The sequence below is a fragment of the Bacillus sp. AFS023182 genome (assembly GCF_002560575.1).
GTDB classification, from domain to species: domain Bacteria; phylum Bacillota; class Bacilli; order Bacillales; family Bacillaceae_G; genus Bacillus_A; species Bacillus_A arachidis.
The window spans coordinates 1-14,575 of record NZ_NTRO01000001.1; the positions used below are offsets into that span (position 1 = coordinate 1).

General features: G+C 37.2%; 16 protein-coding genes. 5 read left to right on the top strand and 11 right to left on the bottom strand.

Annotation, left to right across the window (positions count from 1 at the left end; genetic code table 11):
• Window positions 1–52: 52 nt before the first annotated feature.
• Window positions 53–1,525, bottom strand: a complete 1,473-nt coding sequence (locus CN288_RS00005) for a SulP family inorganic anion transporter (protein WP_098301637.1) — start codon at window positions 1,523–1,525, stop codon at window positions 53–55.
• Window positions 1,526–1,730: 205 nt separating this feature from the next.
• Between CN288_RS00005 and CN288_RS00010 the strand changes: the two genes are divergently transcribed.
• A complete protein-coding gene (locus CN288_RS00010) occupies window positions 1,731–2,201 on the top strand; it encodes a hypothetical protein (protein WP_026590717.1) in 471 nt (156 codons plus the stop codon).
• A gap of 30 nt (window positions 2,202–2,231) precedes the next feature.
• On the opposite strand, the gene CN288_RS00015 is transcribed toward CN288_RS00010, so the two are convergent.
• From CN288_RS00015 to CN288_RS00030, 4 genes are all read right to left on the bottom strand, one after another.
• Complete coding sequence (locus tag CN288_RS00015; protein WP_098301638.1) at window positions 2,232–3,788, bottom strand: fatty acid--CoA ligase; 1,557 nt, start codon at window positions 3,786–3,788, stop codon at window positions 2,232–2,234.
• Between the two features lie 418 nt (window positions 3,789–4,206).
• Window positions 4,207–4,422, bottom strand: coding sequence for a DUF6366 family protein (locus tag CN288_RS00020; RefSeq protein ID WP_026590719.1), 216 nt, complete (start codon window positions 4,420–4,422; stop codon window positions 4,207–4,209).
• A 131-nt stretch (window positions 4,423–4,553) separates the two neighbouring features.
• The gene (locus CN288_RS00025) at window positions 4,554–6,044 is read right to left on the bottom strand and encodes a coproporphyrinogen III oxidase (protein WP_026590720.1); all 1,491 of its coding nucleotides are present in this window, start codon (window positions 6,042–6,044) and stop codon (window positions 4,554–4,556) included.
• Between the two features lie 140 nt (window positions 6,045–6,184).
• Window positions 6,185–7,057, bottom strand: a complete 873-nt coding sequence (locus CN288_RS00030; protein ID WP_026590721.1) for a Cof-type HAD-IIB family hydrolase — start codon at window positions 7,055–7,057, stop codon at window positions 6,185–6,187.
• 135 nt (window positions 7,058–7,192) lie between these two features.
• On the opposite strand from CN288_RS00030, the gene CN288_RS00035 reads away from it, so the two are divergent.
• Window positions 7,193–7,807: a DNA-3-methyladenine glycosylase gene (locus tag CN288_RS00035; protein ID WP_098301639.1), complete on the top strand. Its 615-nt coding sequence runs from the start codon at window positions 7,193–7,195 to the stop codon at window positions 7,805–7,807.
• Window positions 7,808–7,842: 35 nt separating this feature from the next.
• On the opposite strand, the gene CN288_RS00040 is transcribed toward CN288_RS00035, so the two are convergent.
• Complete coding sequence (locus CN288_RS00040) at window positions 7,843–8,196, bottom strand: YlbF/YmcA family competence regulator (RefSeq protein ID WP_026590723.1); 354 nt, start codon at window positions 8,194–8,196, stop codon at window positions 7,843–7,845.
• 138 nt (window positions 8,197–8,334) lie between these two features.
• Window positions 8,335–9,471, bottom strand: a complete 1,137-nt coding sequence (locus CN288_RS00045; protein WP_098301640.1) for a DUF445 domain-containing protein — start codon at window positions 9,469–9,471, stop codon at window positions 8,335–8,337.
• A 510-nt stretch (window positions 9,472–9,981) separates the two neighbouring features.
• Between CN288_RS00045 and CN288_RS00050 the strand changes: the two genes are divergently transcribed.
• The gene (locus tag CN288_RS00050) at window positions 9,982–11,370 is read left to right on the top strand and encodes a YheC/YheD family endospore coat-associated protein (RefSeq protein ID WP_026590726.1); all 1,389 of its coding nucleotides are present in this window, start codon (window positions 9,982–9,984) and stop codon (window positions 11,368–11,370) included.
• A gap of 18 nt (window positions 11,371–11,388) precedes the next feature.
• Here the strand turns inward: CN288_RS00050 and CN288_RS00055 are convergent, their stop codons facing one another.
• The gene (locus tag CN288_RS00055; RefSeq protein ID WP_026590727.1) at window positions 11,389–11,634 is read right to left on the bottom strand and encodes a hypothetical protein; all 246 of its coding nucleotides are present in this window, start codon (window positions 11,632–11,634) and stop codon (window positions 11,389–11,391) included.
• 225 nt (window positions 11,635–11,859) lie between these two features.
• Here CN288_RS00055 and CN288_RS29335 point away from each other — a divergent pair, with 225 nt between their 5' ends.
• Window positions 11,860–11,991: a hypothetical protein gene (locus CN288_RS29335; RefSeq protein ID WP_255259937.1), complete on the top strand. Its 132-nt coding sequence runs from the start codon at window positions 11,860–11,862 to the stop codon at window positions 11,989–11,991.
• 63 nt (window positions 11,992–12,054) lie between these two features.
• Entirely contained in the window at window positions 12,055–12,252 is a 198-nt protein-coding gene (locus tag CN288_RS00060; RefSeq protein ID WP_026590728.1) for an alpha/beta-type small acid-soluble spore protein, read from the top strand.
• Window positions 12,253–12,301: 49 nt separating this feature from the next.
• Here CN288_RS00060 and CN288_RS00065 read toward each other — a convergent pair whose 3' ends face one another.
• From CN288_RS00065 to CN288_RS00075, 3 genes are read right to left on the bottom strand one after another with little or no spacing between them, the layout of a single operon-like run.
• Window positions 12,302–13,036, bottom strand: a complete 735-nt coding sequence (locus CN288_RS00065) for an amino acid ABC transporter ATP-binding protein (RefSeq protein WP_026590729.1) — start codon at window positions 13,034–13,036, stop codon at window positions 12,302–12,304.
• Window positions 13,037–13,064: 28 nt separating this feature from the next.
• Entirely contained in the window at window positions 13,065–13,763 is a 699-nt protein-coding gene (locus CN288_RS00070) for an amino acid ABC transporter permease (protein WP_026590730.1), read from the bottom strand.
• Window positions 13,750–14,547: an amino acid ABC transporter substrate-binding protein gene (locus CN288_RS00075; RefSeq protein ID WP_026590731.1), complete on the bottom strand. Its 798-nt coding sequence runs from the start codon at window positions 14,545–14,547 to the stop codon at window positions 13,750–13,752. Before CN288_RS00075 ends, CN288_RS00070 begins: the two co-directional genes overlap by 14 nt.
• Window positions 14,548–14,575: the final 28 nt, after the last annotated feature.

The window sequence follows — 14,575 nt, forward strand, 5'->3', positions numbered from 1 at the left end:
TTAATGGGGTTCACTTTAAATCATATGGATGCTATTTTTCATCATTACAATGCTACTGTACTTTCACCATCTTCAGCTTTTCTCTTTGTTCATCATTTGCCAAATTGAGTAGCGTCTTTTCAACGTGTGGTTGCAGGTGCTCAAGCGTTACACTTGCCCCCATTTTCTCCGTGTGATCAACAAAGTTCAATAGTGCCATCGCTCCTGAAGCATCCATATAGTGCACATCATTTAAACGTAATATCAAATGAGATTTCACTTCTTGTAACGAAGAGAAAATACGATCAACAGATAAGAAGGAAAGCGGCCCCTGAATCATATACATTTCCCCTTCTCCTTTTATAATAGAAGCTTTTCGTTTCTTGCATTGCACCATATATAAAATGAAGGAAAGTAGTATACCAAACGCAACAGCAATCATTAAATCAAACTTCACTGTAACTACCATCGTGAACAGCATCACAATAACATCACCTTTTGGCGCTACATGCATCTTTTTCATACTATCCCAATCAAACATGCCGATGCCTGTTAAAATTAAAATACCTGATAATACTGCAAGTGGAATATATTGCACAACTGCACCGAGTCCCATAATGAAAATAAATAAAACTACGCTATGCACACAAGCAGACAATGCTGTTTTCCCACCACTTCGTATATTCACAATGGACCTTACAGTTGCTCCTGCCCCTGCCAATCCGCCAAACATTCCACTAACGATATTACCTATTCCCTGTCCAATCAACTCTTTATTACTTTTATGCCGCGTGCCTGTTACATTATCCATCACAACGGATGTTAATAATGAGTCAATTGATCCTAATAACGCAATACTCAGTGCCGGTAAAATCATTTCTAGTACAACCGCTCCACTAAAAGATGTCAAATGAAGTGACGGCATTGCTTCTGGAATGGCTCCAATCTTTTCAATCATCTCGTTTAATGGTATCGCTCCCACAAAAGGTAATTGAATCGTAAGCCCCTGTAATACATGAGAAAATAACGGCAGTGTTGCCGTAACCCCAACTAGTGCAATTAAGCTCGATGGAATTGCTTTTATCCACTTCCCTGCAACAAGCATAACGAGAATTGTTAACAAAACAAGTAAAAAGCTATTCTTTACATGCTTCATTTCTCCTAAAATAATCAGAAGTGCAATTCCATTCATAAATCCCGAAACTACAGAATATGGAATATAACGGATATACGAACCGAGCTTGCATATACCAAATAAAATTTGAAATATCCCTGCCATCATAAATGCGATAAAGCTCGCTTCTAATCCGTGAGTCGCGATCACTCCTGTCGCAATCACTGTAATCGGGCCTGTAGGACCTGTTACTTGCCCGGCTGTTCCGCCAAACAATGCAGCAAATAACCCAGCAAAAATGGCGCCGTATAATCCGACTAACGCACCTTCAGACGTTCCTGTTGCAGCAATCCCAAATGCAATCGCAAGCGGCAGTGCAACAATTGCAACAGTAAAACCTGCTAAACACTCTTTCGCTATTCTTTGAATCATAAAAAAATCACCTCGATATAATGTCCACGTTCCATTGTAGCGTGGACAAAGCACATTCGTCAGTGCCTTTTAGAATAAACTCTTGACAGTATCGTGAAGTAATCGCCTTCATTTTTCAAATCCCCTTCTCGCTAACGCTTTAGAAAACAATTCCCCTATGCTATAATGAACGGATTAAATCTTTTACTATATATTTGGAGGCACTATGCTAACTTTTGAAGAAAAATTATCGATTATCGAATCTTTCCCAGAGTTGGAAAGAAAGAACGTATCATTAAAACGTGTGAACTTTCATTTTGAAGAAAGTCGCTTAGACAAAAAGAACGTTGTATATCATTTACACCCAAACGGTAACGGATTCGTATACGCAGGCGGCATTAGCGGTTATAAAACAGATGATAAAGGCATGGTTAACATCCGTGAGTTCTCAGCAGAAGAACTACGCTCATTAATCCAAAAATCCATTGACCTTCTATCTCAAGAACAAGAAGAAGTAGTAGCACAAGCTGCACCTGCTAAAGAAGAAGAGTGGCGCAATGAAGACGGCCATATTCTTACTCTTATCCAAGAAGACGATATGTGGAATGTGTACGCCGGCAGTAACTTAGACGGTACATTTAACTCTTATCCAGAAGCTGCAGAATACCTTGATGAAGAAGGTTTCTCGCGTAAATAATAAAAATGCCTTTCNNGAAAGGCATTTTTATTATTTTTTAGCACCTTTTAACGATTCTCTAAGTACAAATTTCTGCAGTTTTCCGCTCGCATTACGAGGCAGTTCATCTGCAAATATGTAGTGACGCGGACGTTTATAGTCAGCTAATTCATCACTTTCTTTACAATAACTTTCTAAATCCGCTTCCGTAATATGTTCATCTTTTTTCACCACTACCGCAACAACACGTTCGCCCCATAGTTCATCTGGTTCACCAAGTACAGCAACATCTAGTACGCTAGGATGACTATGCAGAAAATCTTCAATTTCACGCGGATAAATATTTACCCCACCACTTATCACCATATCGTCAACACGATCTGCTACATATAAATAACCATCTTTATCAAAATAACCAAGATCGCCCGAATGGTACCAACCTTTATACATAGACTTTGCGTTCGCTTCTTCACGATTATGATATCCTGCCATCATGGTTGGTCCACGTGAAATAATTTCTCCCACTTCATACGGTGGTAACACGTCATCCGGTTCTGCCGGGCCCTCTTCGCTTGGTTTTACAATTCGAATTTCGTGACTAAAGCAAGGAGTTCCAGCTGAACCGGCTTTCGTAATTTGATCTTCTTCTACTAAGAATGCAATAACCGGCCCCATCTCTGTCATTCCATAAATTTGGACAAGATCAATATGTAGACGCTCTTTACATTCTTTTACGAGCGCTGGCGCCATCGCAGCTCCCCCATATATTCCAATTTTCATCGAACGCAATTCATATTGTGATAAATCCTCTTGTAACATCATATTCCACATCGTTGGTGCAGCAAAGAATGTCGTGATTTTTTCTTTTTCAATTGTATGTAGTACCGTCTTTGTATCAAATTGATGTAAAATAATATTTTTCCCACCAACTTGAATTCTTGGTATAATACCAGCATTTAATTCACCGCAATGATATAACGGTGCTACTACAAGCCCAATACTATCACGGTTATATTTTAAGAAATACGTGCAAATCATGCTATGTTCAGCCATGTCACGATGTCGATGTAACACCCCTTTTGGATGACCTGTTGTACCACTTGTATAGAGCATAGAGCAATAATCTGTTTCCTCAACGACAATATCCGCCGGCTCAGATGAAGCAGCATCTACCTTTTCATGATACGAAGCAGCGTATGAAGGCACATCATCTTCTATATACAAAAAAGAACTGTTTGGGAAATCTCGTTCAATGGCAGCAACTGTCTTTTCAACAGCTTTTTCAAATACAACAACTTTGGAGGACGCATCTTGGAGAATATAAGTTACTTCTTTTGCTTTTAAACGGAAATTAATTGGATTGAAAATCGCTCCAATTTTAGCGCAAGCAAGGTAAACGTTTACAAATTCATGGCAGTTATATAAATAAACTGATACAGTATCCCCTTTTTTCACACCTTCTGCAAGCAGAGCATGCGCTGTTTTATTGACCTGTTCATCCCACTCTTTATATGTCCAGCGGATATTCTTTTCAGGTTCCACTAACGCTTCTTTATTTGCATATTTCCCTACAGATAACTCAAAAATCCTCCCAATCGTCATATACATGTCAAAATATGCCCCCTTTTAACTTTCATAAATCTATCATTTCGTCTATAAGTAGACATTTCCTCTACATTTTTACCTTCTTTTTCTGATCATTCTCGACATTGTTTTACAAACATATCCTATTTTGATTTGCAGGCATCCAAGCCGTGGCTATGAAGGCAAAAAGTGATATCCACTCATTTTCTCCTTTTGTTTTAACATGGCATAGGGCGAAAAAAGGCACTGGCCGTTTAAAGACCTGGATGAGAAAATTTCAAGGTGTGGCAACCAAATACCATGATAACTCTCTATTGATTCAGATAGCTTGAAATGCAAGTAGAACAAATGTTAATGTTTATTTCAGCGCGTCCAAAATCCAATCATACTACGGCTGAATTCTTGAAAAGTGCATAATAAAAGACCTCAAAAAGAGGTCTTCTTATTTAAAGAATAGTGATGCTAAGACAAAACCTAGTACAATTACAAGGATTAGGATGCCGATACCTTTCCAACCTAAACTACCTACTAAATCAGCAAGGTTTCCAGTTCCAGCCCTATTAAATGCATCATTCATATTTCCAGTTGGATTTCTTTTTAACTCTTCTTGCCTTAGTCTTTCTCTTGCTCTTTCAGGAGTTTCTTTGTCCTCGCTCATTTTGAAACCTCCTATTTTTTGTAATCATAACACAATTTGTTCATTACAAGGAGGCGATTATTAATTAGTTGCTTCCCCCGCTTTAACTAATAATCCGTGGAGGATGAGCCCCCACGGATTAAAGTTTCACTTTATGAGAATAGCTCTTTTAAAATTTCAAGCTTATCTTCTGTATATTTAATGTAACCATCATTATATGATTTCGGATCTTTCGGGTTTGCGAAATGCGTAATCGCCCCCGTTTTTGGATGAACAAATTTACTTGATGCACCGCAACCAAGACCGATAATGGATTGTACTTCTTCCATAATTACGATATTATAAATACTTTCTTGCGTCGGCATTGCGTAACCAACATTTTCTAAGTTACCTAAAATGTTCTTTTGGCGGTATAAATAATACGGTACGTAGTTATGATTCTTTGTCCACTCTTCTGCTTCATGCATCATCGCTGTAATTTCTTCGCGACCTGCCACTTTATATTTACGCTTATTTTGCGTCATTTCAGAAGCACGTTTAAATGATAATGTGTGAACTGTTAATGATTCTGGCATCAACTTTTCTGTTTCATCTAACGTATGTTTGAAGATTTCTAACCCTTCACCAGGAAGACCAATGATTAAGTCCATATTAATATTGTTCATTCCCATTTGACGTGCCAGATGATACTTCTCAATCGTTTCTTCTACCGTATGATGACGTCCAATTGCTTTTAACGTTTCTTGATGGTACGACTGCGGGTTAATACTAATACGGTCAATGTTCCATTTATTTAATACTTCTAGTTTTTCTGGCGTAATCGTATCTGGACGACCTGCCTCAACTGTTACTTCGCGTACTTCTTTCACATCCGGGAACGATTGGTACATTTCCTCATACAGCATATCCATCTCTTCTGCTGTAATACTTGTCGGTGTACCGCCTCCGTAATAAATCGTTGTAACCTTAACACCTTTTTCTTTTAAAAACTTACCGATTTCACGAACTTCATAATGCAGACCGCCTAAGAAAGAATCCACCGATCCTTGACGCCCATTAATCGCATAAGCAGGGAATGTACAATATGCACATTTTGTCGGACAAAACGGAATACCGATATAAATACTTACTTCTTCTTTCAAACGATATAAATCTGGAACAACTGCTAATTGGCAATCAACAATGCGCTGCAGAAGTTCAATTTTTTCTTCGTGGATTAAATAGCTTTCACGAAGTTCCTTATGTGCTTCTTCTTTTGACATACCGTTTTGAAGCATTTTGTGAAGAAGCTTTGTTGGACGCACTCCTGTTAAAATGCCCCAACTCTGTTCCAATCCTGTTAACTGCTGCAGAACAGAAAGATACACATAAGAAACCACATGCTTTACCTGCTTCATTCTTTCTTTTTCTTCTGTAAAAGAAGATAAATCTTTTGAGAACGTTTCTTCATATACATCCCCAGTTTGAGCGTCTGTTAAACGTGCTGAAGCTGTCACGTTTCCTTCTATCTGTATTTCAACAATAAGATTCGCATCTTCTTTCTCAAATCCTATCGTACTTTCTTCAAAAAATAAGCCGCTAATATTTTGCAGCGGACGTAAAAAACGATCATCTTGTAACGTTTTTATTGAAATTAACAACACTTATCACCTTTTCATTTGTAAACTCTCTTTAGTTTACTTGAAGGGCGTTTTCAGGTCAATACAGAAGCTTTTACCTCATTTTCCCGGAAAGACAAACACTAAGAAACGCAGCTTTCAGGCTGCGTTCTTTCGTCATCTTATCACCATTTATGAACCTGCGAGTGATTTTTTAGAAATGGAAGTGGAAATTGCTTTCGAAAATGTTCTTTAATCATATACTCGACTCCGTTTTCACTATTAGAACGCGTAATCCAGTCTGCTGCTTGTTTCACTGGAACAGGTGCATCTCCCATCGCAACTCCTAATCCAACATTCTCGATAACATCTAAATCTTCCAAACTATCTCCAATTGCTACCATTTCACTCAGTTCGATTCCAAGGTGTTCTCCCAATAATTGCAATCCTCTTAATTTCGATACATGCAGCGGAAGAATTTCTATCCTTCCCCCATCGGATTCTACATACTCGACATTTTCAAACGCTTTTTTCAACGTTTTAAGCGCACGTTCTCTTTCTCCTCTACTGGCAAAGACAACATCAATTTTCGGAGCTGCAACAGGTTGATCACGAAGTGCGTCCCCTAATGAATCTACAAATTGAACAGGATAAAATAACGGGTCCGAACTCGATAATACAGTGCGCGCAATTAAGTTTGGTGTATTTCGTTCACGGTTACCAATAGAAAAACGTTCATGTGAAATACGGATATTACATTCAAAATGTTCCAGTACTTGCACGATATTAAACGTTTTTTCCTCTGATAATCTTTTTTGAATGAGCGGTTTATCTAATGAAGCAGAAATAAAAGCACCGCTATGCGTAACTAATATGGAATCTAGTTTTAATGACTTCGCTATTTTATGAGCTGATTGAAAGTGCCGACTTGTAAATAGCGTAACATATACACCTTTTCGCTTTACAAAATCAATCGCTTCTCGTGTTCCTTTTGGTATCTTCCCGTTTTTCTGCATGAGTGTTCCATCTATATTAAGAGCCAACAAGCGATAAATCATGACGCATTCCTCCTCTTAGCTGCTTTTACTCTATCCATAATTTATGAAAGAAATTTATTAATTAGAACGAGTTAGAATCCTTGTCATAAATTTGGTTTATGATATACGTATATCATCAGTAAAGGGGATATCCATATGAAAGCACCTCCTTCTTTTTATGAGGGCGATACATTAGAAGTTGCTAAAAATTTACTCGGTCAGAAACTTGTACATATAGTAGATGGAATCAAACGAAGCGGGTTCATTGTAGAAGTAGAAGCGTATAAAGGGCCAGATGATAAAGCTGCACATAGCTATGGCGGAAGACGAACCGAACGAACGGAAGTCATGTTTGGTGCACCAGGACATGCCTATGTATATCTTATTTATGGTATGTACCATTGTTTTAATGTCATCACTGCTCCAGTTGGTACCCCTCAAGGCGTTCTCATCCGGGCACTAGAGCCTATTGATGGAATAGAAGAAATGAAAATAGCACGCTATGGTAAAACGGAACTTACGAAAGCACAATACAAAAATGTAACGAACGGACCTGGAAAGCTATGCCGCGCACTTGGAATTACTTTAAAGGAACGAGGGCTATCACTGCAAGGGGATGAACTATATATTGAATTAGTCCCTGAAGAACAACATCTCTCCTCTCAATATGAAATAATGACTGGTCCCCGCATCAATATTGACTATGCAGAAGAAGCCGTTCATTATCCTTGGCGGTTTTATTTTAATGGTCATCCATTTGTATCTAAATAAAAAAGACGTTTCCCTCCCAGGAAACGCCTTTCTAATTAAGCTTGATATGAAGTATATACTTCTTCAAGCGGCTTCATGATAATTTTGTTAATGTCGCCGATTACAATATTTAAACGTTGCTCTGCTTCCATTAATTTTACGATTTTTGGATCTTGTTGAATAAGCGCTACAACTTCTTGTGCTTTTTGGTTATCTTCTTCTGTGATTTCTTGGCCTTGCATCATTTTTTGTTGTAAGCCCATTTGCATTGTACGGAATTGATCAAATAGTTGTTTTGACGCTGCATCTCCTTGTACTTCTGCATAACTTTCTTTTAGTGCTTGAAAATCTGTATTTTCTGCGATTGCTTTTTGTAATTCATATGCAACATCATGAATATTTTTTGTCATTGTATTTTTCCTCCTTTAGAGAGCTCGGTCTATTTTCCCTCGCTCTTTGAGTACCTTGTGATACGCACCTTTTTACAATAACAAACTATACACGAGATGTGAAGAAATTTCACTTTATTTATAATTAGAGGCATCCGATTAGCTGAAAAGCAGCAATAACAATCCTTGAATCAGTCCAATCGTCCCTCCTAATAACGCTCCTAAATATGTAATCATCTTCAGTTCACTTTTCGTAATCGATAGCACAAGATCTTCTAATCTCTCTGTTGAGAATGTAGATACTTCTTGTTGTACGATTTCAGCAAGACGTAAATTTTTCAAAATCTGTTCGGTATTGTTTATTCCAAACACTAAACCTTTTTTCACTAAACTTGGAATCATTGTTTGTACAACCTTTTCCCTAACTGGTTCACACACTTTTTGAACAGATTGATCGAAAAATCCTCTTACTGTTTCTTCTATTTTAACTGTTGATAGAATTGACTTTACAAGCCTTTCTTTCTCTATAAAGGATTCCAGTTCCTTCACTTCTCTTCCCTTTAATTTCTCCCACTCTTTTTGCAGTACATCACTTAAAAGCTGCTTCGTTCCTTCTTGTTCTAAAAACTTAATCACTTCTGGTTGCAGACGATCCACTAAACTTACATTCCCTAAAAACATACCTACTAAATTTAATAATGTACCTCGTGAAGCAAAGAAGTCATCAATCATTTTAGCAAGGCGCTCTTTTCCCTCTGCACTCTCAAAAAAGCTTTTACCTCTATCTAAAATAAATGATGCTACATTCGGAATCATTTGCTCCACTTTTTCATGAACAGAACTAGGTAAAGCTTGTTCCCACGTATATGTATAATATTGTGATAAAAACGCCTCAATTTTTTCCACAATCATATTTTCAATTTGTTGGACTGCCTTTCCTTCTACATCCTCTAAGCCCCATTTTTCTAAAACCTCTCGTAATGATTGCTCGTTCACCAAAATTTTATCTACCTCTAGTTGTACCCACTGAATAAGCTCTTGTTGAAACTTTTCATCTGTTAACTTCTTTCCGATTCCTTCTGGCGTTAACAAATGATCCACAACCATTTTTCCTAGTTGCACCGCAAGTTCATCACGACGTTTCGGAATCAATCCTGGTGTAAACGGTACTCGAAACTTTCCAATATAAATAGGGCGATGCGGGCGAAATAACATTTTAATCGCTAAATGATTCGTATACCCACCAATTATCGCTCCTAACCCTGTTGTTGTTAACATATTTAACCACATATTCATGACAATATCAGCCTTCCATTTCTCCAAATATATATCTATATCTTACTACAACTTGTTATAAGAACAATACGCAACCATCACTTCATTTTGCGATATACTTGCTTTCGCTTGGCGAAAAAAATTCTGACCGATTCTATCCATATCCATAGCCGGAATCCTACCTCCCACCTAAAAGAAAAGTTTTTCTGTCCGTTTTTCAACTCTTGTACTAACACATTGATCATCCAAAAATAGAATATCGTTATACGGGCAACAGTATAATGGTATGGAAACATGTTTACCATGTATGATGAAACCGTTTTGAAGCCATTACCGCGCAACTTCACAAGAGAAACCAAAAAAATTGAGCCGCTTTCTCTTCTCTTTTTACATAATGGATTCAATAGAGCACTTCCAATTATACATGCTAATTCGAAAACAACATGATTATTCACTGGCCGAAAGAGCTTCCCACGGCCCATTACGGTTGCATCCATTTACACCGTAACTGAAAAAGGAGTGACTACTATATTGAAAGATCATATTTACACATTACAAATTTCTACTGATCATCCAAGGTCGTTAACATTGCCCTATATATTTTCTAGTCCTTCTCTCTTTACATTTATTTCCTTCGGCACACGACATACGGCATGTGAAAATATTGAAATTCATTATACTTATGCTCACGAAATTATAATTGGCGAACAAATTGCGAAGGAACTTTATCTCCCGTTTTCAACTACCGTTCATGCTTTCATTCAAAATCAAACACTTATATTAGGGCCATTAATCGGTATTTTCACAACAGGTTTTTCGGAATCAGCTTCTCATCCCATTGGCGACCGTTCCATCGGTTTCAAAGAGTTACTGACCACACCTCATTCTTTACACCCATTTGTTTTCTTATTTGGTGCACAACATATAAACTGGGATGAAGAAACAATTGATGGATACTTTTTCAGAGAGGGGAACTGGGCACAGTGTAAGGTTCCTTTTCCAAACGTTATTTATGATCGATTACCTAATCGGCAAGCAGAGCTTTACAAACCTATTGTTCGGGCAAAAAAACAATTACAAACAAAATACGCCATTCCATGGTTTAACTCAGAATTTTTCAATAAATGGAATATACATCAGCTTCTTATAAATGAAAAAACAGTCGCTTCCTTTTTACCTCAAACAGAAACATTTCAGCACTTCGAACAAGTAGAGCGTTTCTTATCATCATACAAACACATTTATATGAAACCTGCACATGGTAGTTTTGGGCGCGATATTTATCAAATTCTTTATTCTGCTTCAGAAAACCGTTATTATTGTCGTTATCGTGAGAAGAACCAGAATAAATTACGAAAATATCACTCTTTGGAAACACTTATCAATCATGTTATGCAAGGTCAGGATTTAAAAAAGTTTATCGTTCAACAAGGAATTGTATTATTACGTATAGATGGGCAGCCAATAGATTTTCGAATTCATACAAATAAAAATCGTTTTGGTAATTGGAGAGTTAGTGCTATCGTTGTCAAAGTTGCTGGAAAAGGCAGTATAACAACTCATATAAATAGTGGCGGTGAAGTAAAGCTACTCCAAGATATCTTTCCTGATGCAACGGAGCGTATTCGAATTACGAATAAATTAACAGATGCAGCCTTACAATTAAGTTCTATTTTGGATCAGCATATAGAAGGAAATATCGGAGAAATTGGTTTTGATTTAGGTTTGGATAAAGATGAGAAGATTTGGCTATTTGAAGCCAATTCCAAACCTGGAAGAACCGTATTTCAGTCCGAAAAATTACAAGAATATAATGAACTGACGAGACAGTTATTTTATGAGTATGCCATACATTTAACAGAACAGCATTCTTCTCATTCAAAAAAGCTATTACCAGAAGATAAAACTTCCATCCTATAATAGGTGGAAGTTTTTTCATTACATCAGTTTTACCATTAGTTCAGTTTGTGTGCCACATGTCCCGCAATAGAAAACATGAACACAATATTGCTCCGAACTCTCCCCTGTTAACCCGTCTACTGCACTTAATAAATCTTGATCCATATATGCGCTATAAGCATCTGTATAATCTACAACTTTCCCATAATCTTGGAGTACATTCATGCAAATTTGACAACTATATGTTTGAGCCTCTAGCGCATTACAAAGTGGACAGATTGCCATTGATAACTCCTCCAATCATAGAGGTTTCATATTTACGATTAGTGTGACCTTCTTTTAGAAAAATACAAATTAAAAAAACGAAATAAAATCATTCTTTTTAGGTGGGAGAGAGCATCCGGCCATGCATAGAAGCTGTCAAATCTTCTTCCTACGCCAGACCTTAGCAGAAAACCAATAAAGAAAAAGAGTGCTAGCCACCTCTCGTTATCCACAGCCGTGACGTATATGGTGAAAAATCAAAGTTGGTTTATTCATTTACAAAATTTACAATTTATTAAACCGCATATCTTTCTACGTAACACCCATACTATGATTACACTCATCTCAAACGATGGATTAGCGCCAAACGGGCGATAATCTGGTTCAACTCCAGCTAATCCAACCAAAAAAACTTTTATACTCTAAGGAGGATATATTCCTATGGCAAACCAAAATAACCCATTAGTAGTACCAGGTGCAACAGCTGCAATCGATCAAATGAAATACGAAATCGCTCAAGAATTTGGTGTACAATTAGGAGCAGATTCTACAGCTCGTGCAAACGGTTCTGTTGGTGGCGAAATCACAAAACGTTTAGTAGCAATGGCTGAGCAAAGCCTTGGCGGATTCCAAAGATAAATATATATGGCAAAAAGGTCTCAGGGTATTCGCCCTGAGACCTTTCTTTTTACTGAAGCATTTGTAAAAATCGCTTCGTGCGTTCTTCTTTCGGATTTGTAAATACCTCTTCTGGTGTACCTTGCTCCACAACAACGCCGCCATCCATAAAAATGACACGGTTCGCAATCTGATGAGCAAAGCGCATTTCATGTGTTACAATTACCATCGTCATTCCTTCATTTGCAAGTTCCTTCATTACTTTTAGGACCTCTTGTACAAGTTCTGGATCTAATGCTGACGTTGGTTCATCAAATAATAAAACTTGTGGTTCCATCGCAAGCGCACGAGCAATTCCGACACGCTGCTGTTGTCCGCCTGATAGTTGGAATGGATATAGATTCATCTTGTCACCAAGTCCAACTTTTTCAAGGAAATACGTCGCTTTTGTCTTCGCTTCTTCTTTCCCCATCTTTTTCACTGTAACAAGCCCTTCCATAACATTTTGGATTGCTGTTAAGTGAGGAAATAGATTGTGGTGCTGGAACACCATACCTGTTTGTATACGAAGATTTACAATATCATTCTTCGTTATTTTTTTAGAGAAATCCAGTTCTTTATCACCAATACGAACAATACCTGCATTTGGTGTTTCTAATACATTCAGGCAACGTAAAAATGTTGTCTTACCAGATCCAGATGGTCCAATAATTACAACAACCTCACCTTTTTCCACGGATAAATCGATATGACTTAGTACAGTGTTCTCACCGAAACTCTTTTGTAAATGTTGAATTGAAATCATAAAAACAAAAACTCCTTTTGTAAAAGGATTATTTTAAAGTATAACGTTCTGAACGTTTTTCTAATATTTGTTGCACGATAGATAATAAGAAACAAATCACCCAATAAATAAGACCTGCTTCAAAATAAACAATTAAAAATTCATAGTTCATCGCTGCGATTTCCTGTGCTTTTCGGAACATTTCTGTTACTAAAATTAACGATGCTAATGAAGTATCCTTCACTAAGCTAATAAACGTATTCGAAAGTGGCGGAATCGATACACGTGTTGCTTGTGGTAAAATAATGCGTTTTAGCGCTTGTGGATATGTCATACCAATTGTATACGCTGCTTCCCATTGTCCTTTCGGAATAGACAAAATAGATGCACGAATAATTTCAGATGCATACGCACCAACATTTAATGAAAATCCAATAACAGCTGCTGGATATGGATCAATCTCAATTTGTAAAGTTGGAAGTCCATAGAAAATAATAAATAATTGTACAAGAAGTGGTGTTCCGCGAATAATAGATACATAGATACGAGCAATCCATTGTAAAATGCGACTATTTGAAATGCGAGCTAAAGCCGTGAAGGTCGCCAATATAATACCGATCACAAATGTGATAAGCGTTAATGGAATTGTCGTGAAAAGAGCACCCTCCAGCATAGGCTTGAAGGATGCTTGCATGATATCTATCCATGTAGATAATCGATCTGTAACGATTACACTACTTAGATACATTTTCACCGAACCATTTTTTCGTTATTTTGTCATACGTACCATCTTTTTTCATATCTTCTAACGCTTTATCTACTTCTTGTACTAATTTATCGCTACCTTTACGGAATAAAAACCCACTTTGTGATGCTTCTTTTTCTGTATCTGCAATTTTAATGTTTGCATCTTTTTTCGTTTGTAAATAATTTAATACTGATAATTTGTCATTGATTGTGAAATCAACACGTCCTGAGTTAAGTAATTCTACTGCTTGGCTAAATCCTTCTACACCTTGGATTTCTGCGCCATTTTTCTTTGCAATGTCCGCATAGTTACTTGTTAAAGACTGCGCTGCTTTCAAACCTTTAATATCTGTAAATGATGCTGGCTTATCTTTATCTTTTCGAACGACAAGTGCTGCTGAAGAAGAAATATATGGTTTAGAGAAATCATATTTCTTTTGACGATCTTCACGAATTCCGACCTCGTTTGCAACCATATCGAAACGTTTTGCATCTAGTCCAGCAAGTAAGCTGTCCCATTGTGTTTCTTTAAATACTGGTTTCACGCCTAGACGTTTTGCAATTTCTTCTGCTAACTCAACGTCAAATCCAGTTAATTTATTGCTTGAATCATGGAATGTAAATGGTGGATATGTACCTTCTGTACCAATTACAAGTTCACCACTTTGTTTAATTTTTTGTAATGCATCTTGACTACCTGTATCTTTTTTCTCTTCTTTGCCACAGCCCGCTACAATTCCGATCGCTAGTGTAGCTACTGCAAGCACTGAAAATAATTTCTTCATGATATTAGTCCTCCAAGTATTCAGATAG